Origin of the sequence: Klebsiella sp. GG_Kp146 (assembly GCF_040061975.1) — a bacterium.
In the GTDB taxonomy this organism is placed as follows: Bacteria; Pseudomonadota; Gammaproteobacteria; order Enterobacterales; family Enterobacteriaceae; genus Klebsiella; species Klebsiella quasipneumoniae.
Map to the genome: position 1 here is coordinate 31,127 of NZ_JBEAHA010000014.1, position 17,503 is coordinate 48,629.

21 protein-coding genes are annotated in these 17,503 nt (G+C 57.8%); 20 read left to right on the forward strand and 1 reads right to left on the reverse strand.

Going from position 1 to position 17,503, the window contains the following annotated elements; genetic code table 11:
- Positions 1-36: 36 nt before the first annotated feature.
- Positions 37-621, reverse strand: a complete 585-nt coding sequence (locus ABLU95_RS16355) for a Maf-like protein (RefSeq protein ID WP_194859432.1) — start codon at positions 619-621, stop codon at positions 37-39.
- Between the two features lie 141 nt (positions 622-762).
- Here ABLU95_RS16355 and yceD point away from each other — a divergent pair, with 141 nt between their 5' ends.
- From yceD to ycfP, 20 genes are all read left to right on the forward strand, one after another.
- A complete protein-coding gene (gene yceD, locus ABLU95_RS16360; protein WP_017900733.1) occupies positions 763-1,284 on the forward strand; it encodes a 23S rRNA accumulation protein YceD in 522 nt (173 codons plus the stop codon).
- A 16-nt stretch (positions 1,285-1,300) separates the two neighbouring features.
- Positions 1,301-1,474 (forward strand): 50S ribosomal protein L32, encoded by a 174-nt coding sequence (gene rpmF, locus ABLU95_RS16365; RefSeq protein ID WP_000290724.1) that lies wholly within the window; start codon positions 1,301-1,303, stop codon positions 1,472-1,474.
- A 203-nt stretch (positions 1,475-1,677) separates the two neighbouring features.
- Positions 1,678-2,775: a phosphate acyltransferase PlsX gene (plsX, locus tag ABLU95_RS16370; protein WP_201785712.1), complete on the forward strand. Its 1,098-nt coding sequence runs from the start codon at positions 1,678-1,680 to the stop codon at positions 2,773-2,775.
- Positions 2,776-2,828: 53 nt separating this feature from the next.
- A complete protein-coding gene (locus ABLU95_RS16375) occupies positions 2,829-3,782 on the forward strand; it encodes a beta-ketoacyl-ACP synthase III (RefSeq protein ID WP_002899288.1) in 954 nt (317 codons plus the stop codon).
- Between the two features lie 15 nt (positions 3,783-3,797).
- A complete protein-coding gene (gene fabD, locus ABLU95_RS16380; protein WP_048334680.1) occupies positions 3,798-4,727 on the forward strand; it encodes an ACP S-malonyltransferase in 930 nt (309 codons plus the stop codon).
- A 12-nt stretch (positions 4,728-4,739) separates the two neighbouring features.
- Positions 4,740-5,474, forward strand: a complete 735-nt coding sequence (gene fabG / locus ABLU95_RS16385; protein WP_002899294.1) for a 3-oxoacyl-ACP reductase FabG — start codon at positions 4,740-4,742, stop codon at positions 5,472-5,474.
- Positions 5,475-5,684: 210 nt separating this feature from the next.
- Positions 5,685-5,921 carry an acyl carrier protein gene (gene acpP / locus ABLU95_RS16390; RefSeq protein ID WP_000103754.1) on the forward strand — a complete coding sequence of 79 codons (237 nt, stop codon included), beginning with the start codon at positions 5,685-5,687 and terminating at the stop codon, positions 5,919-5,921.
- An 88-nt stretch (positions 5,922-6,009) separates the two neighbouring features.
- Positions 6,010-7,251 (forward strand): beta-ketoacyl-ACP synthase II, encoded by a 1,242-nt coding sequence (gene fabF, locus ABLU95_RS16395; protein ID WP_012542241.1) that lies wholly within the window; start codon positions 6,010-6,012, stop codon positions 7,249-7,251.
- A gap of 125 nt (positions 7,252-7,376) precedes the next feature.
- Positions 7,377-8,186 (forward strand): aminodeoxychorismate lyase, encoded by an 810-nt coding sequence (pabC, locus tag ABLU95_RS16400; RefSeq protein WP_348879971.1) that lies wholly within the window; start codon positions 7,377-7,379, stop codon positions 8,184-8,186.
- A gap of 1 nt (position 8,187) precedes the next feature.
- Positions 8,188-9,210 carry a cell division protein YceG gene (gene yceG, locus ABLU95_RS16405; protein ID WP_080819860.1) on the forward strand — a complete coding sequence of 341 codons (1,023 nt, stop codon included), beginning with the start codon at positions 8,188-8,190 and terminating at the stop codon, positions 9,208-9,210.
- Positions 9,200-9,841, forward strand: a complete 642-nt coding sequence (gene tmk, locus ABLU95_RS16410) for a dTMP kinase (RefSeq protein ID WP_023289141.1) — start codon at positions 9,200-9,202, stop codon at positions 9,839-9,841. Before yceG ends, tmk begins: the two co-directional genes overlap by 11 nt.
- Positions 9,838-10,842, forward strand: a complete 1,005-nt coding sequence (gene holB, locus ABLU95_RS16415; RefSeq protein WP_069603905.1) for a DNA polymerase III subunit delta' — start codon at positions 9,838-9,840, stop codon at positions 10,840-10,842. The genes tmk and holB overlap by 4 nt, the downstream gene beginning before the upstream one ends.
- A 10-nt stretch (positions 10,843-10,852) precedes the next feature.
- Complete coding sequence (locus tag ABLU95_RS16420; protein ID WP_348879974.1) at positions 10,853-11,647, forward strand: metal-dependent hydrolase; 795 nt, start codon at positions 10,853-10,855, stop codon at positions 11,645-11,647.
- 296 nt (positions 11,648-11,943) lie between these two features.
- Complete coding sequence (gene ptsG / locus ABLU95_RS16425; protein ID WP_002900680.1) at positions 11,944-13,377, forward strand: PTS glucose transporter subunit IIBC; 1,434 nt, start codon at positions 11,944-11,946, stop codon at positions 13,375-13,377.
- 261 nt (positions 13,378-13,638) lie between these two features.
- Positions 13,639-13,995 (forward strand): purine nucleoside phosphoramidase, encoded by a 357-nt coding sequence (hinT, locus tag ABLU95_RS16430; RefSeq protein WP_032452442.1) that lies wholly within the window; start codon positions 13,639-13,641, stop codon positions 13,993-13,995.
- 4 nt (positions 13,996-13,999) lie between these two features.
- Entirely contained in the window at positions 14,000-14,374 is a 375-nt protein-coding gene (locus tag ABLU95_RS16435) for a YcfL family protein (RefSeq protein WP_218810193.1), read from the forward strand.
- Positions 14,375-14,395: 21 nt separating this feature from the next.
- On the forward strand, positions 14,396-15,034 hold the full coding sequence (gene lpoB / locus ABLU95_RS16440) for a penicillin-binding protein activator LpoB (protein WP_072096711.1): 639 nt from the start codon (positions 14,396-14,398) through the stop codon (positions 15,032-15,034).
- Positions 15,015-15,842: a thiamine kinase gene (gene thiK / locus ABLU95_RS16445; protein ID WP_348879979.1), complete on the forward strand. Its 828-nt coding sequence runs from the start codon at positions 15,015-15,017 to the stop codon at positions 15,840-15,842. The genes lpoB and thiK overlap by 20 nt, the downstream gene beginning before the upstream one ends.
- A 23-nt stretch (positions 15,843-15,865) precedes the next feature.
- Positions 15,866-16,876 carry a beta-N-acetylhexosaminidase gene (gene nagZ / locus ABLU95_RS16450; protein WP_072199202.1) on the forward strand — a complete coding sequence of 337 codons (1,011 nt, stop codon included), beginning with the start codon at positions 15,866-15,868 and terminating at the stop codon, positions 16,874-16,876.
- Between the two features lie 35 nt (positions 16,877-16,911).
- Entirely contained in the window at positions 16,912-17,454 is a 543-nt protein-coding gene (gene ycfP, locus ABLU95_RS16455) for an alpha/beta hydrolase YcfP (RefSeq protein ID WP_002900775.1), read from the forward strand.
- Positions 17,455-17,503: the final 49 nt, after the last annotated feature.

Here is a 17,503-nt window from a genome sequence, read left to right on the forward strand (position 1 = left end):
CGCAACGGCGGAATCAGTTCCGCCGTTTTTTTGGCCTTAGCCTAACAGCGGGTTGTCGTTTTCGCGGCGCAGCATCTGACACAGCGCGATTAAGGGTAACCCGATCAGCGTATTCGGATCGCGACCTTCCAGCCGTTCGAACAGCGTAATGCCTAACCCCTCGCTCTTGAAACTCCCGGCGCACTGCAGCGGGTTCTCTTTGCGCACATAGCCTTCGATCTCTTTATCGCTGAGATGGCGGAAGTGGACGTCAAAGGGCTCGCATTCGGTTTGCAGATGACCGCTGGCGGAGTTATACAGCGCCAGGCCGGTATAAAAGGTGACGATTGACCCGCTGGCCTTTCTCAACTGCCTGCGAGCATTTTCCTCGGTGTGCGGTTTACCGGTGATCTCACCGTCCAGTACGCAAACCTGATCGGAGCCTATAATAAGGTGATTGGGGTAGCGCGAGGCCAGGCTCTGCGCTTTGGCCTGCGCCAGCCGGGTGACAAGCTGACGCGCGGATTCTTCAGGACGGGGCGTTTCGTCGACGTCAGGCGCCGCGCATTCAAACGGTAATCCCAGTTTTTCCAGCAGCATGCGCCGCCAGGGAGAGGTTGACGCCAGGATAAGTTCAGACATATTTTTTCATCCACATATAGCGCTTCGCAGAGCATCATCTTAAACTATGCGCCGCAATGTGTGCGAATAAATGGCAAAAGGCAACCTGAGGCTGCCTTTTTCTTTGACTCTATGACATTACAAAGTTAATATGCGCGCCCTATGCAAAAGGTAAAATTACCCCTGACTCTTGATCCGGTACGCACGGCTCAAAAACGCCTTGATTACGAAGGCATCTATGCCCGCGATCAGGTTGAACGTGTAGCCGATTCTGTAGTCAGCGTGGACAGCGATGTGGAATGCAGCATGTCGTTCGCTATCGATAACCAGCGTCTCGCCGTCATTACAGGCGATGCGAAGGTAACGGTAACCCTCGAATGCCAGCGTTGCGGGAAACCGTTCTCCCATCACGTCCACACCACGTATTGTTTTAGCCCCGTCAGAAATGACGAACAGGCCGAAGCACTACCGGAAGCGTATGAGCCGATTGAGGTTAACGAATTCGGTGAAATCGACCTGCAGGCAATGGTCGAGGATGAAATTATCCTCTCCCTGCCCGTAGTTCCGGTGCATGATTCTGAACACTGTGAAGTGTCCGACGCGGACATGGTCTTTGGCGAACTGCCTGAAGAGGCACAAAAACCAAACCCATTTGCCGTATTAGCCAGCTTAAAGCGTAAGTAATTGAGGAGTAAGGTCCATGGCCGTACAACAGAATAAACCAACCCGTTCCAAACGTGGCATGCGTCGTTCCCATGACGCGCTGACCGCAGTCACCAGCCTGTCTGTAGACAAAACTTCTGGTGAGAAACACCTGCGTCACCACATCACTGCCGACGGTTTCTACCGCGGTCGCAAGGTTATCGCTAAGTAATCACGCGATACTCGCAGGATTTCCCGTTGCAGGCCATGGCGGGCGTGTGCGTACCTGGACACTCGGTTAACCCGGTAACCAGAAGCGTCAATGCCCGGATTGTTGCGTCTGCAGCGTGAAAATTCGCGGGTGCCAGCGTGATGAAGCTTAGTGAGGACTCCCCGGGCAACTGGGGAATCACCGAACCGGGCAGCGACGATACCTTGACACGTCTAACCCTGGCGTTAGATGTCATGGGGGGCGATTTCGGCCCATCCGTGACAGTGCCTGCAGCACTGCAGGCACTGAACTCTAATTCGCAACTCACACTTCTTTTAGTCGGCGATCCCGACGCCATCACGCCATTACTCGCCAAAGCTGACTTCGAACAACGTTCGCGTCTGCAGATTATTCCTGCGCAGTCAGTTATTGCCAGTGATGCGCGACCCGCACAGGCTATCCGCAGCAGTCGCGGAAGCTCAATGCGCGTGGCGCTGGAGCTTGTGAAAGAAGGGCGGGCGGAAGCCTGCGTTAGCGCCGGCAACACCGGCGCGCTGATGGGCCTGGCGAAACTGCTGCTCAAGCCGATCGAAGGTATTGAGCGGCCGGCGCTGGTGACGGTTTTGCCGCACCAGCAGAAAGGCAAAACCGTGGTGCTGGATCTCGGCGCCAACGTCGACTGCGACAGCACGATGCTGGTGCAGTTCGCAGTGATGGGCGCGGTACTGGCGGAAGAGGTGGTCGGCATTGCCAATCCACGCGTCGCCTTGCTGAACATCGGCGAAGAAGAGATGAAAGGCCTCAGCAGCATCCGCGATGCTGCCGCAGTGCTCAAAACGCTGCCTTCCCTCAACTACATCGGCTATCTTGAAGCCAATGAACTGTTGACCGGAAAAACCGATGTGCTGGTTTGTGACGGATTCACGGGCAACGTCACATTAAAAACCATGGAAGGTGTTGTCAGAATGTTCCTTTCACTGCTGAAATCTCAGGGAGAGGGCAAAAAACGGTCGTGGTGGCTGCTGTTACTAAAACGTTGGTTACAAAAAAGCCTGGCGAGGCGATTCAGTCACCTCAACCCCGACCAGTATAATGGCGCCTGTCTGTTAGGATTGCGCGGTTCCGTGATCAAGAGTCATGGTGCTGCCAATCAGCGCGCCTTTAGCGTCGCGATAGAGCAGGCAGTGCAGGCGGTGCAGCGGCAAATTCCTCAACGGATCGCCGCGCGCCTGGAATCTTTATACCCAGCTGGTTTCGAGCTGCCGGAAAGCGACAGTGACGTGAACGCCCGACAGCAAAGCGGGACGAATGGACACCACTGACGCCGCGGCGGTTGAACGAGGCGGGTATATTACCCAAGAGTGACTGAGCGTACATGTATACGAAGATTATTGGTACCGGCAGCTATCTGCCCGAGCAAGTGCGTACAAACGCCGACCTGGAAAAAATGGTAGAGACCTCTGACGAGTGGATTGTCACCCGCACAGGTATCCGTGAGCGTCGTATTGCCGCAGCGCATGAAACAGTTGCTACGATGGGCTTTGAAGCCGCAAAGCAGGCGCTGGCGATGGCGGGGGTGTCCGCGGAGCAAATTGGTCTGATCATCGTTGCGACCACCTCCGGCACGCACGCGTTTCCGAGTTCGGCTTGCCAGATTCAGTCTATGCTGGGCGTCAAAGGCTGCCCGGCGTTTGACGTCGCGGCCGCCTGCGCCGGTTTCACCTATGCGCTGAGCGTCGCCGATCAGTATGTGAAAAACGGCGCGGTGGATTATGCGCTGGTCGTTGGCGCTGATGTGCTGGCGCGCACCTGCGATCCGGCCGATCGCGGGACGATTATTATTTTCGGCGATGGCGCCGGCGCGGTGGTGCTGGGCGCCTCCGAAGAGCCTGGCATTATCTCGACGCATCTGCATGCTGACGGTAGCTATGGCGAACTGCTGACCCTGCCGAACGCCGATCGCGTCGATCCGGAAAATCCGATCTATCTGACGATGGCCGGTAATGAAGTCTTCAAAGTGGCGGTCACCGAGTTAGCGCATATCGTTGATGAGACGCTGGCCGCGAACAATCTTGAACGTTCAGCGCTGGACTGGCTGGTGCCGCATCAGGCAAACCTGCGGATCATCAGCGCGACGGCGAAGAAACTGGGCATGTCGATGGATAACGTCGTAGTGACCCTCGACCGCCATGGCAACACCTCCGCGGCGTCAGTCCCTTGCGCGCTGGATGAGGCCGTCCGCGATGGCCGCATTCAACGTGGGCAGCTGATTTTGCTGGAAGCCTTTGGTGGCGGTTTCACCTGGGGTTCCGCGCTGGTTCGTTTTTAGTATAAGGATTTAAACATGACGCAATTTGCTTTTGTGTTCCCGGGACAGGGCTCTCAGGCCGTAGGCATGCTGGCCGATATGGCGGCGACCTGGCCAGTCATTGAAGAGACCTTCGGTGAAGCTTCCGCAGCGTTGGGTTACGATCTGTGGGCGCTGACGCAACAGGGCCCGGCAGAAGAACTGAATAAGACCTGGCAGACCCAGCCGGCGCTGCTGACCGCCTCCGTGGCGCTGTACCGCGTCTGGCAGCAGCAGGGCGGCAAAGCGCCGGCGCTGTTGGCAGGCCACAGCCTTGGCGAATACTCCGCGCTGGTTTGCGCGGGCGTTATCGCTTTCGCTGATGCCGTTCGCCTGGTTGAACTGCGCGGCAAATTCATGCAGGAAGCCGTACCGGAAGGTACCGGCGCCATGTCAGCGATTATCGGTCTGGACGATGCGGCTATTGCCAAAGCCTGTGAAGACTCGGCCGAAGGGCAGGTTGTCTCTCCGGTGAACTACAATTCCCCGGGACAGGTGGTTATCGCCGGTCACAAAGAGGCCGTCGAACGCGCAGGCGCCGCCTGTAAAGCCGCGGGCGCTAAACGCGCGCTGCCGCTGCCGGTGAGCGTGCCCTCCCACTGTGCGCTGATGAAGCCCGCTGCGGAAAAACTGGCGCTTGAGCTGCAGAACATCACCTTCAACGCGCCGACGATTCCGGTGGTAAATAACGTCGACGTGAAGTGCGAAACCGCGCCGGACGCCATTCGCGACGCGCTGGTACGCCAGCTGTATAGCCCGGTTCAGTGGACCAAAACCGTTGAGTTTATGGCTGCTCAGGGCGTCACGCATCTGTATGAGGTTGGCCCGGGTAAAGTCCTCACCGGCCTGACCAAACGTATTGTTGACACCCTGACCGCTTCCGCGCTTAACGAGCCGGCGGCGATGTCTGCGGCGCTTGAGCAATAAAAGAGGAAAACCATGAGTTTTGAAGGAAAAATCGCGCTGGTTACCGGTGCAAGCCGCGGTATTGGCCGCGCCATCGCTGAAACGCTCGTCGCCCGCGGCGCGAAAGTTATCGGTACTGCGACCAGCGAAAGCGGCGCGCAGGCGATCAGTGACTATTTAGGCGCCAACGGTAAAGGTCTGATGTTGAATGTGACCGACCCGGCATCTATTGAATCTGTTCTGGAAAATGTGCGCGCAGAGTTTGGCGAAGTGGATATCCTGGTGAATAATGCCGGGATCACTCGCGACAACCTGTTAATGCGCATGAAAGATGACGAGTGGAACGATATTATCGAAACCAACCTGTCATCGGTTTTCCGTCTGTCAAAAGCGGTAATGCGCGCTATGATGAAAAAGCGTCATGGACGTATTATCACTATCGGTTCTGTGGTTGGTACCATGGGAAATGCGGGTCAGGCCAACTACGCTGCGGCGAAAGCGGGTCTGATCGGCTTCAGTAAATCACTGGCGCGTGAAGTTGCGTCACGCGGTATTACTGTAAACGTTGTTGCTCCGGGCTTTATTGAAACGGACATGACGCGTGCGCTGACCGATGAGCAGCGTGCGGGTACGCTGGCGGCAGTTCCTGCGGGGCGCCTTGGCACCCCAAATGAAATCGCCAGCGCGGTGGCATTTTTAGCCTCTGACGAAGCAAGTTACATCACTGGTGAAACCCTGCACGTCAACGGCGGAATGTACATGGTCTGACCGAGATTTGTGCAAAACGTTCAGGAACCGCGCACTTCGCACGGTTCTGTGTGCGGTTTTGTGCGAAAAGATTTGCGTTCTTAGGGCAAACGGCCTCAAAATAGCGCAAAATCGTGGTAAGACCTGCCGGGATTTAGTTGCAAATTTTTCAACATTTTATACACTACGAAAACCATCGCGAAAGCGAGTTTTGATAGGAAATTTAAGAGTATGAGCACTATCGAAGAACGCGTTAAGAAAATTATCGGCGAGCAGCTGGGCGTTAAGCAGGAAGAAGTTACCAACAATGCTTCCTTCGTTGAAGACCTGGGCGCTGATTCTCTTGACACCGTTGAGCTGGTAATGGCTCTGGAAGAAGAGTTTGATACTGAGATTCCGGACGAAGAAGCTGAGAAAATCACCACCGTTCAGGCTGCCATTGATTACATCAACGGCCACCAGGCGTAAGTGAACATCTCCAGGCGGTCATTCGACCGCCTGAGTTTTATCTTTTTTTGTCCCACAAGAATCTATTTTCCCTCCCTGGAGGACAAACGTGTCTAAGCGTCGTGTAGTTGTGACCGGACTGGGCATGTTGTCTCCTGTCGGCAATACCGTAGAGTCTACCTGGAAAGCTCTCCTTGCCGGTCAGAGTGGCATCAGCCTGATCGACCATTTCGATACTAGCGCCTATGCAACGAAATTTGCTGGCTTAGTAAAGGATTTTAACTGTGATGACATCATCTCGCGCAAAGAGCAGCGCAAGATGGATGCCTTCATTCAATATGGAATTGTCGCTGGCGTTCAGGCCATGCAGGATTCTGGCCTTGAAGTGACGGAAGAGAATGCTACCCGTATTGGCGCCGCAATCGGCTCCGGTATTGGCGGTCTCGGCTTGATCGAAGAAAACCACAGTTCGCTGGTCAACGGCGGACCGCGTAAGATCAGCCCATTCTTCGTTCCCTCCACAATTGTTAACATGGTGGCCGGGCATCTGACTATCATGTTTGGTCTGCGTGGACCAAGTATCTCCATCGCGACCGCCTGTACTTCAGGCGTGCACAACATCGGTCAGGCTGCGCGCATCATCGCCTATGGCGATGCCGATGCGATGGTGGCAGGCGGTGCGGAAAAAGCCAGTACCCCGCTTGGCGTGGGCGGCTTTGGCGCAGCGCGGGCGCTCTCCACGCGCAATGACAACCCGCAGGCGGCAAGCCGTCCGTGGGATAAAGATCGCGACGGCTTCGTGCTGGGCGACGGCGCGGGCATGGTGGTGCTGGAAGAGTACGAGCATGCGAAAAAACGCGGCGCGAAAATCTACGCCGAGATCGTCGGCTTCGGCATGAGCAGCGATGCTTACCACATGACGTCACCGCCGGAAGATGGCGCGGGCGCCGCGCTGGCGATGGTGAATGCCATTCGCGATGCGGGCATCGAACCGGGCCAGATCGGCTACGTCAATGCCCACGGCACCTCGACGCCGGCTGGCGATAAAGCGGAAGCGCAGGCGGTTAAGTCTGTCTTCGGCGATGCGGCGAGCCGCGTAATGGTGAGCTCCACCAAATCCATGACCGGGCATCTGCTGGGCGCGGCAGGGGCGGTAGAGTCGATTTACTCTATCCTGGCGCTGCGCGATCAGGCGGTTCCGCCGACGATCAACCTCGACAACCCGGATGAGGGCTGCGACCTCGACTTCGTTCCGCACGAAGCGCGTCAGGTTTCCGGTATGGAGTACACCCTGTGCAACTCCTTCGGCTTCGGCGGCACTAATGGTTCGCTGATCTTCAAAAAAGTGTGACAGGGCTTGCCCCGGTACTGCTTTAACAAAAGGCCCGTTCGTCGGGCCTTTTTTATTCGGCTTTCTCCGCTTGTCCTCTGCTCCGTGTCCTGAGACACTCACCGACCTGTGAAAAGGAGTCCTTTATGTTCTTGATAAATGGCGTTGAACAGGACACGCTGGCGGCGAACGATCGCGCCGTCCAGTTTGGCGACGGTTGTTTTACCACCGCCCGTATACAGCACGGGGAGGTTGCGTTACTGGACGCCCATCTGCAGCGTTTGCAGACGACCTGCGAAAAATTACGCATCCCATTTGACGACTGGCTGACGTTGAGCGACGAGATGCAGCGTCTGGCTCGGCCGCACGCCCAGGGTGTGCTTAAGGTGGTCCTCACCCGCGGCGTCGGGGGGAGGGGATACAGCACGGCGGGCTGCGCGTCGCCCACCCGCATTCTGAGCGTCTCTTCGCTTCCGGCGCACTACGCGCGCTGGCGGGAGGAGGGCATTACCCTGACCCGGAGCCCGGTGACCCTGGGGCGCAACCCCTGGCTGGCCGGTCTGAAGCATCTTAATCGTCTGGAGCAGGTGCTGATCCGCTCTCATCTTGAACAGACGGACGCCGATGAGGCGCTGGTCCTTGACAGTGACGGGTGGCTTACGGAATGCTGTGCCGCGAATTTATTCTGGCGTCAGGGACGGGATGTCTTTACTCCGCGACTCGATTATGCCGGGGTCAACGGCATAATGCGGCAGCGTTGTATCGCGCAGCTGGCACCATCGACGTTTCGCGTTGTCGAAGTGACAGCGCGTCCCGAGACGTTGCGGGAGGCCGATGAAGTGCTGATCTGCAATGCGCTTATGCCGCTGGTGCCGGTTCGTCGCTGGGAGGAGACCGTCTGGTCCTCTCGCGAGCTTTACCATTTTTTAGCCCCTTTGTGTGAGCTGTCTGGTTAGTATGAAGAAAATGTTACGTTTTATCCTGTTGCTGGTCATGCTGTTGGGCATCGCCGCGGCGGCAGGAATGTGGAAGGTACGCCAGCTGGCGGACAGCAAGCTGCTGATTAAAGAAGAGACCATCTTTACCCTCGAAGCCGGCACCGGCCGGCTGGCGCTGGGGCAGGATCTCTATCGTGAGAAGGTGATCAATCGTCCGCGCGTGTTCCAGTGGCTGCTGCGGATGGAGCCTGAGCTGTCTCACTTCAAAGCCGGGACCTATCGCTTCACGCCGCAAATGACGGTGCGCGAAATGCTGCAGCTGCTGGCCAGCGGCAAAGAGGCGCAGTTTCCGCTGCGCTTTGTCGAAGGCATGCGCGTCAGCGACTACCTTCGTCAGCTGCGCGATGCCCCCTACGTGAAGCACACGCTTGAAGACGATAGCTACGCGACGGTGGCTAAGGCTTTAGGTCTTGACCACGCCGACTGGGTGGAAGGTTGGTTCTGGCCGGATACCTGGATGTACACCGCCAATACCAGCGACATCGCCATCCTCAAGCGCGCGCATCAGAAAATGGTCACCGAAGTGGCGAAGGTCTGGGAAGGACGGATGGATAATCTGCCCTATGACGATCAGAATCAGCTGTTGACCATGGCCTCGATTATTGAGAAAGAGACCGCGGTGGCGGAAGAGCGCGATCGCGTCGCGTCGGTGTTTATCAACCGCCTGCGCATCGGCATGCGTTTACAGACTGATCCAACGGTGATCTACGGGATGGGCGAAGGGTATAATGGTAAGTTAACGCGCAAGGATCTGGAGACGCCGACCGCGTACAATACCTATACCATCAGCGGCCTGCCGCCAGGCCCTATTGCGGTGCCGGGCGAAGCGTCGCTGAAGGCGGCCGCCCATCCGGCGAAAACGCCATACCTCTATTTTGTCGCCGACGGGAAAGGGGGCCATACGTTTACCACAAACCTGGTCAGCCATAACCGCGCGGTGCAGGACTATCTGAAAGTACTTAAGGAAAAAAATGCGCAGTAACTATATCGTCATCGAGGGGCTGGAGGGCGCCGGGAAGACCACCGCACGTCAACTGGTGGTGGAGACGCTGCAGTCGGCAGGTATTCACGATATGGTGTTTACCCGTGAGCCGGGGGGCACAATCCTTGCCGAAAAACTGCGTAGCCTGGTGCTGGATATCCAGTCCACGGGCGATGAAGTGATTAACGATAAAGCGGAAGTGCTGATGTTTTACGCGGCGCGCGTCCAGCTGGTGGAGACCGTGATTAAGCCTGCTCTGGCTCGCGGCCAGTGGGTGATCGGCGATCGTCACGATCTCTCCACTCAGGCCTATCAGGGCGGCGGCAGGGGGATTGACCGCACGATGCTGGCGACGCTGCGTGATGCCGTTCTCGGCGATTTTCGACCTAATTTGACGCTGTACCTCGACGTCACGCCGGAAGTGGGGCTGCGGCGCGCCCGCGCCCGCGGCGAACTGGATCGCATTGAGCAGGAGTCCATGAACTTCTTCAATCGTACCCGTGCGCGCTACCTTGAGCTGGCCGCGGCGGATCCTTCTATCCGCACGGTGGACGCGACGCAGCCGCTGGATGCCGTCGCGCGCGATATTCGCGCCACGATCGTCCAGTGGATGGCGGAGCAACCGGCATGAAATGGTATCCGTGGCTGCGCCCCTCGTTCGAGCAACTGGTCGGTAGCTATCAGGCCGGACGAGGCCACCACGCCTTACTGTTACAATCCCTGAGCGGGATGGGCGGCGAGGCGTTGATTTATGCGCTGTGCCGCTTCCTGATGTGCCGCCAGCCCGAAGGGCATAAAAGCTGCGGTCACTGCCACAGCTGCCAGCTGATGCAGGCCGGTACGCACCCCGATTACTACCCGCTGAGCCCCGAGAAAGGCAAAAGCGCGCTGGGTATTGACGCGGTGCGCGATGTCAACGACAAGCTCTATGAGCGCGCGCGCCTCGGTGGGGCGAAGGTGGTATGGATTAGCGATGCCGCCTTGCTGACCGATGCCGCCGCCAACGCGTTGCTGAAAACGCTGGAGGAGCCGCCGGAAAATACCTGGTTCTTCCTCGCCTGCGAGGAGCCGGCGCGTCTGCTGACCACTCTGCGCAGTCGCTGCCGCCTGCACCACCTGTCGCCGCCGACGGAATCTTATGCCCTGGCCTGGCTGGAGCGTGAGGTGAACCTGCCGCAGGAGGCGCTGCTGACCGCGTTACGTCTGTGCGCCAGCGCGCCGGCCGCCGCGCTTGAGCTGCTTAAGGAGCCGCAGTGGACGGCGCGACAGCAGCTGTGTCAGGCGCTGGCGACCACGCTGGCGAGCGGTGACTGGCTGGCGCTGCTGCCAATACTCAATCATGAACAGGCGGCGGTTCGCCTGCACTGGCTGGCATCGCTGCTGGTCGATGCGCAAAAACGACAGCAGGGAATTGCCCTGGTGAGTAATCCGGATGTCTGGCCGCTGCTGGAGCAGTTGGCGCATAGTCTGCCCGCCTCCCGGCTGCAGGCGATTGCCCATGACGTCTGTACCTGCCGCGAGCAATTGCTGAACGTCGTCGGCGTCAACCGCGAACTGCTGCTCACCGAGCGCCTGCTGCGCTGGGAACATTACCTGCAACCCGGGACGGTTTTACCCGTCTCCCACCTCTGAGTGAGACATTATGTTTTTAGTCGACTCCCACTGCCATCTTGATGGTCTGGATTATCAAACTCTGCACAAAAACGTCGATGACGTGCTGGCAAAAGCGGCCGCGCGCGATGTGAAATTTTGCCTGGCGGTCGCCACGACGCTGCCTGGCTACCGCAGTATGCGCGAGCTGGTAGGAAGGCGTGACAATGTCGTTTTCTCCTGTGGCGTGCACCCGTTAAACCAGGACGAGCCCTACGAGGTGGAGACGCTGCGCACGCTGGCGGCGGAAGAGGGCGTCGTCGCGATGGGAGAGACCGGGCTGGATTATTTTTATACCCCGGAAACCAAAGCCCAGCAGCAAACCTCATTCCGTGACCATATCCGCATCGGCCGGGAGCTGAATAAGCCAGTGATCGTGCATACCCGTGACGCTCGCGCCGATACCCTGGCCATTTTACGTGAAGAAAAGGTGACGGATTGCGGAGGCGTACTACACTGTTTCACTGAGGACAGGGAGACGGCGGGTAAGCTGCTCGACATGGGGTTCTATATCTCGTTTTCCGGTATCGTCACTTTCCGTAACGCCGAGCAACTGCGCGATGCGGCGCGCTATGTTCCGCTGGATCGTCTGCTGGTGGAGACCGATTCACCGTACCTGGCGCCGATACCCCATCGCGGCAAAGAGAACCAGCCGGCGATGGTTCGTGACGTTGCTGAATACATGGCGGTACTGAAGGGTGTGTCGCTGGAGCAACTGGCTCAGCAGACCACCGACAATTTTGCCACGCTGTTCCACATTGACCCCGCCCGCTTGCAACCTGCTTGATCTGCTTATTATTTTAAGGCTCGTAATTAATAGCCAAAGCGAGTAAAGTTCACCGCCACAAAAGTGGCGGTGAAGGTTTTTTGGCAACATCTGGATACAACTTATGTAAGCTGATGTAAATTTTTACCGGAAGGCTGATTGAAACGTGATAGCCGTCAAACAATCATCCCGTTAATTATTTTACTCTGTGTAATAAATAAAGGGCGCTTAGATGTCCTGTCCACGGCGCGGTTCTCCCCCCGGGCCAATGCGTGAAAACGTAAAAAAGTACCAAATACTCAGGAGCACTCTCAATTATGTTTAAGAATGCATTTGCTAACCTGCAGAAGGTCGGTAAATCGCTGATGCTGCCGGTATCCGTACTGCCTATCGCAGGTATCCTGCTGGGCGTCGGTTCCGCAAACTTCAGCTGGCTGCCAGCCGTGGTCTCCCACGTTATGGCAGAAGCAGGCGGTTCTGTTTTCGCCAACATGCCGCTGATCTTCGCTATCGGTGTGGCCCTCGGCTTCACCAATAACGACGGTGTATCCGCACTGGCTGCAGTCGTAGCTTACGGCATCATGGTGAAAACCATGGCGGTGGTTGCGCCGCTGGTGCTGCATTTACCTGCTGACGAGATTGCGGCAAAACACCTGGCTGATACCGGCGTGCTTGGCGGTATTATCTCCGGTGCTATCGCCGCGTACATGTTCAACCGCTTCTATCGCATCAAGCTGCCAGAATATCTCGGCTTCTTTGCGGGCAAGCGCTTTGTACCGATTATCTCTGGTCTGGCCGCTATCTTCACCGGCGTGATCCTCTCCTTCATTTGGCCGCCGATCGGTTCCGCGATCCAGACCTTCTCCCAATGGGCTGCTTATCAGAACCCGGTGGTGGCGTTTGGTATCTACGGTTTCATCGAGCGTTGCCTGGTGCCGTTTGGTCTGCACCACATCTGGAACGTTCCTTTCCAGATGCAGATCGGCGAATACACCAACGCGGCGGGTCAGGTATTCCACGGCGATATCCCGCGCTACATGGCAGGCGACCCGACTGCGGGCAAACTGTCTGGCGGCTTCCTGTTCAAAATGTACGGTCTGCCGGCAGCGGCTATCGCGATTTGGCATTCTGCTAAACCGGAAAACCGCGCCAAAGTGGGCGGTATCATGATCTCCGCCGCGCTGACCTCGTTCCTGACCGGTATCACCGAGCCGATCGAGTTCTCGTTCATGTTCGTGGCGCCGATCCTGTACGTTATCCATGCCATCCTGGCGGGTCTGGCGTTCCCGATCTGTATCCTGCTGGGTATGCGTGACGGTACCTCGTTCTCTCACGGCCTGATCGACTTTATCGTGCTGTCCGGTAACAGCAGCAAGCTGTGGCTGTTCCCGATCGTCGGTATCTGCTATGCGATCGTGTACTACGTCATTTTCCGCGTGCTGATTAAAGCCCTGGATCTGAAAACCCCGGGTCGTGAAGATACCACCGAAGAGAGCAAAGCTGGCGCAACCAGCGAGATGGCTCCGGCTCTGGTCGCCGCTTTCGGCGGTAAAGAGAACATCACCAACCTCGACGCATGTATTACTCGTCTGCGTGTTAGCGTGGCGGATGTAGCGAAAGTTGACCAGGCTGGCCTGAAAAAACTGGGCGCCGCTGGCGTGGTAGTGGCAGGTTCTGGCGTACAGGCCATCTTCGGTACCAAGTCCGATAACCTGAAAACTGAAATGGATGAGTACATCCGTAACAGTTAAGACGTAGTATCGGGGAGACTAAGGCAGCCAACTGGCTGCCTTTTTTACGTGACCAGATCGGCCTTCCAGAGGCGATAACCCCGCAAACTGTCCGCCAAATGCTTATTCCCTCAGCAGCTAAGTCCATAGTTGAATAAGAAAAAGAGCTTTCAGGTTGAAAGAGAGGGAGGATGTCGCTCATACTCTTACCGGAACCTGTGCGTCCGCGTTTATCTGCAGAAGCAGGCCAGCGTACGGGATAAAACTAATAAGGAATCAGTCATGGCAGAAGAAACGATTTTCAGCAAAATCATTCGCCGGGAGATCCCGTCGGATATGGTTTATCAGGATGAGCTTGTGACCGCTTTTCGCGACATCTCCCCGCAGGCGCCCACCCACATTCTGATTGTCCCGAACGTTCTGATTCCTACCGTAAATGACGTTACCACTGAACATGAACTGGCCCTGGGCCGGATGATGACCGTCGCGGCGAAGATTGCCCGCGATGAAGGCCTCGCCGACGATGGCTACCGGTTGATCGTCAACTGCAACCGTCACGGCGGCCAGGAAGTTTACCATATCCATATGCATCTGCTGGGCGGTCGTCCGCTGGGTCCGATGCTGGCGCACAAAGGCTAACGTCATGCTCAGGACCCTTTTGGGCGCGTGTCTGGCGGCGGGGCTGCTGGCCGGTTGTAGTTCACATCCGGAGATCCCGGTTTCTGACCAGCAGGCGCTGGTGATGGAGTCGAGCGTGCTGGCCGCCGGGATCAGCGCCAGCGAGCCTGTCGTCGTGGCGACGGAGATCCAGGCCACCGCCTCCTCTACGCTGTATAACGAGCGCCAACAGCCGGTCGCCGTGCATTATCGTTTTTTCTGGTATGACGCCCGAGGGCTGGAGATGCACCCTCTGGAGGCGCCGCGCACCATCGTGGTTCCGGCTCGCTCCTCGGTGACGTTGTATGGCAGCGCCAATATCCTGGGGGCGCATAAGGCCCGCCTTTATCTTTATCTGTAAGGGGTAATTATAATGATGAAAATGTGTCGCTATGCGTTAATCACAGCACTGGCGATATTCCTCGCAGGCTGTGCGGGGCTGCGTGAGCAGCCCGCGCCGGTAGAAGAGGCCAAACCGCAGCCGCAGCAGCCTGCGCAGCCGCAGCCCACGGTGCCGACGGTACCGGCGGTGCCATCCGTCCCGTCACAGCCAGGACCGATTGAGCATCAGGATCAGCAGTCGGGTCAGCCGGCGCCGCGCGTGCGTCATTATGACTGGAACGGCGCGGTGCAGCCGATGGTGGGACAGATGCTGCAGGCGGGCGGGGTCAATGCCGGCAGTATTCTGCTGGTTGACAGCGTGAACAACCGCACCAACGGTTCGCTGAATGCCGGAGAAGCTACCACCGCGTTACGCAACGCGCTGGCGGGCAACGGCAAATTTACCCTTGTTTCACCGCAGCAGCTGGCGGTCGCCAAGCAGCAGCTGGGCCTGTCGCCGCAGGACAGCCTCGGCAGCCGCAGCAAAGCCATGGGCATCGCCCGCAACGTGGGCGCGCAGTATGTGCTTTACTCCAATGCCACCGGCAACGTCAACGCGCCTGAGCTGAAGATGCAGTTGATGCTGGTGCAAACCGGCGAGATTATCTGGTCAGGTAAAGGTGCTGTTCAGCAACAATAAGCTAACGCGCGACGAGCTCTTGTCGCGCTTCTTTCCCTACTATCATCCTGTCGCCTCGCTGAGCCAGACCGGCCTCAGCGGCGGCAGTGTGATTATCAGCGACGGCGACCGGCGACGAGTGCTGCGTCAGCCGCACGACCCGTCTGCCGCTGCCTGTTATTTTCGCCGTCAGTATCGCGCGCTGCGCCGGCTGCCTGCCAGGCTGGCGCCCAACCCCCTGTTTTACTCGCCCTGCTGGATGGTGGTGGAGTATTGCGCGGGTGAGGTGAAAAGCGAGTTACCTGACTGCCCGCAGCTGTCTGGCTTATTGTATGATTTGCATCAGCAACCGCGGTTCGGCTGGCGTGTTAGTCTCGGGCCGCTGCTGGCGCAGTACTGGCAGAGGAGCGATCCGGCCCGGCGCACGCCGCGCTGGTTACGCTGGCATCAGCGGCTGTGCCGCCGGGGCGAGCCTCGTCCTCTGCGCCTGGCGCCGCTGCATATGGACGTCCATGCCGGCAATATTATCCACAGCGACGCCGGTCTGAAGCTGATCGACTGGGAATATGCCGGCGATGGCGATATCGCGCTGGAGCTGGCCGCCGTATGGATCGCCCCTGGCGAGCGCCGCCAGCTGGTGATGGCGTATGCCCGGCGGGCGGCCATCGACCCGCAGCAGCTATGGCGGCAGGTGGCGCGCTGGCGTCCGTGGGTACTGCTGCTGATGGCGGGCTGGTATGAAATGCGCTGGCGGCAGAGTGGGGATCGGCAATTTATCACGCTGGCAGATGAAACATGGTGTCAGTTAGACAACGAACGCAAAGGATAAGAGAGGTCAGTGTGGGCCCAGTGATGTTGGATGTTGAAGGGTATGAACTGGATGCGGAAGAGCGAGAGATACTGGCGCATCCGCTGGTGGGAGGGTTGATCCTCTTCACCCGAAATTATCACGATCCGGCGCAGCTGCGGGAGCTGGTGCGCCAGATCCGCGAAGCTTCCCGTAACCATCTGGTGGTGGCGGTCGATCAGGAAGGGGGACGCGTTCAGCGTTTCCGCGAAGGCTTTACCCGTTTACCGGCGGCCCAGTCTTTCGCCGCGCTGCTGGGGATGGAAGAGGGGGGCAAACTGGCCGCCGAGGCCGGCTGGCTGATGGCCAGCGAAATGATCGCCATGGACATCGATATTAGCTTTGCGCCGGTGCTGGACGTCGGCCATATCAGCGCCGCTATCGGCGAACGTTCTTATCATGAAGATCCGCAGAAAGCGCTGACGATGGCGCGTCACTTCATTGACGGCATGCACGCTGCGGGCATGAAAACCACCGGCAAACACTTCCCGGGACACGGGGCGGTGACTGCCGATTCGCATAAAGAAACCCCGTTCGATCCGCGTCCGGCATCGGTTATCCGCGACCACGATATGGCGATATTCAAAAGCCTTATCGCCGAGCAGCGTCTGGATGCCATTATGCCGGCGCATGTGATTTATCCGGAGCTCGATCCGCGCCCGGCCAGCGGTTCAGCGTACTGGTTGAAGACGGTGCTGCGCGGCGAGCTGGGCTTCGACGGGGTGATTTTCTCCGACGATCTGTCGATGGAAGGGGCGGCGATCATGGGCAGCTATGCCGAACGCGGCCAGGCATCGCTCGACGCCGGTTGCGATATGATACTGGTCTGCAATAATCGTAAGGGCGCGGTCAGTGTGCTGGATAACCTGTCGCCGATCAAAGCAGAGCGTGTTACGAAATTGTATCATAAAGGTTCCTTTTCCCGTCAGGAGTTAAGGGATTCAGCCCGTTGGAAAACGGTGAGTGCCCAGCTGGAGCAGCTTCATGCGCGCTGGCAAGAGGCGAAGTCCGCGTAACGCTCTGCGGGGCGTTGTTGTCTGGTGAGGATGCGATGATTATCTATTTACACGGTTTTGACTCGAACAGCCCCGGTAACCACGAGAAGGTGATGCAGTTGCAGTTTATTGACCCTGACGTGCGGTTGATAAGCTACAGCACGCGCCACCCCAAGCACGACATGCAGCATTTGCTGAAAGAGGTCGATAAAATGCTGCAGCTTACCGCCGATGACCGGCCGCTGATCTGCGGCGTTGGACTCGGCGGTTACTGGGCTGAGCGGATTGGTTTCCTGTGCGATATTCGTCAGGCGGTGTTCAATCCGAACCTGTTTCCGCATGAGAATATGGAAGGCAAAATCGACCGACCGGAAGAGTATGCTGACATCGCCACCAAGTGCGTGACCAACTTTCGCGAGAAGAACCGCGATCGCTGCCTGGTGGTGCTTTCCCGGCAGGACGAAGCGCTGGACAGCCAGCGTTCCGCCGACCTTCTGCACCACTATTATGAAATTATCTGGGATGAAGAGCAGACCCATAAGTTTAAAAACATCTCGCCGCACCTGCAGCGGCTGAAAGCGTTTAAAACCCTCGGTTAAGCCTTTTCCCCTGTCTCCAAACCCGCGCCGGGTTCACCGCGCGGGTTTT

Excerpts from the sequence above, each read along its gene's own strand:
- yceG (WP_080819860.1), top strand. The coding sequence starts at position 8,188 with ATGAAGAAAATGTTACGTTTTATCCTGTTGCTGGTCATGCTGTTGGGC.
- acpP (WP_000103754.1), top strand. The coding sequence starts at position 5,685 with ATGAGCACTATCGAAGAACGCGTTAAGAAAATTATCGGCGAGCAGCTG.
- nagZ (WP_072199202.1), top strand. The coding sequence starts at position 15,866 with ATGTTGGATGTTGAAGGGTATGAACTGGATGCGGAAGAGCGAGAGATA.
- ABLU95_RS16375 (WP_002899288.1), top strand. The coding sequence starts at position 2,829 with ATGTATACGAAGATTATTGGTACCGGCAGCTATCTGCCCGAGCAAGTG.
- lpoB (WP_072096711.1), top strand. The coding sequence starts at position 14,396 with ATGTGTCGCTATGCGTTAATCACAGCACTGGCGATATTCCTCGCAGGC.
- ptsG (WP_002900680.1), top strand. The coding sequence starts at position 11,944 with ATGTTTAAGAATGCATTTGCTAACCTGCAGAAGGTCGGTAAATCGCTG.
- fabD (WP_048334680.1), top strand. The coding sequence starts at position 3,798 with ATGACGCAATTTGCTTTTGTGTTCCCGGGACAGGGCTCTCAGGCCGTA.
- fabG (WP_002899294.1), top strand. The coding sequence starts at position 4,740 with ATGAGTTTTGAAGGAAAAATCGCGCTGGTTACCGGTGCAAGCCGCGGT.
- rpmF (WP_000290724.1), top strand. The coding sequence starts at position 1,301 with ATGGCCGTACAACAGAATAAACCAACCCGTTCCAAACGTGGCATGCGT.
- hinT (WP_032452442.1), top strand. The coding sequence starts at position 13,639 with ATGGCAGAAGAAACGATTTTCAGCAAAATCATTCGCCGGGAGATCCCG.
- ABLU95_RS16435 (WP_218810193.1), top strand. The coding sequence starts at position 14,000 with ATGCTCAGGACCCTTTTGGGCGCGTGTCTGGCGGCGGGGCTGCTGGCC.
- ABLU95_RS16355 (WP_194859432.1), bottom strand. The coding sequence starts at position 621 with ATGTCTGAACTTATCCTGGCGTCAACCTCTCCCTGGCGGCGCATGCTG.
- pabC (WP_348879971.1), top strand. The coding sequence starts at position 7,377 with ATGTTCTTGATAAATGGCGTTGAACAGGACACGCTGGCGGCGAACGAT.
- ycfP (WP_002900775.1), top strand. The coding sequence starts at position 16,912 with ATGATTATCTATTTACACGGTTTTGACTCGAACAGCCCCGGTAACCAC.
- ABLU95_RS16420 (WP_348879974.1), top strand. The coding sequence starts at position 10,853 with ATGTTTTTAGTCGACTCCCACTGCCATCTTGATGGTCTGGATTATCAA.
- holB (WP_069603905.1), top strand. The coding sequence starts at position 9,838 with ATGAAATGGTATCCGTGGCTGCGCCCCTCGTTCGAGCAACTGGTCGGT.
- yceD (WP_017900733.1), top strand. The coding sequence starts at position 763 with ATGCAAAAGGTAAAATTACCCCTGACTCTTGATCCGGTACGCACGGCT.
- tmk (WP_023289141.1), top strand. The coding sequence starts at position 9,200 with ATGCGCAGTAACTATATCGTCATCGAGGGGCTGGAGGGCGCCGGGAAG.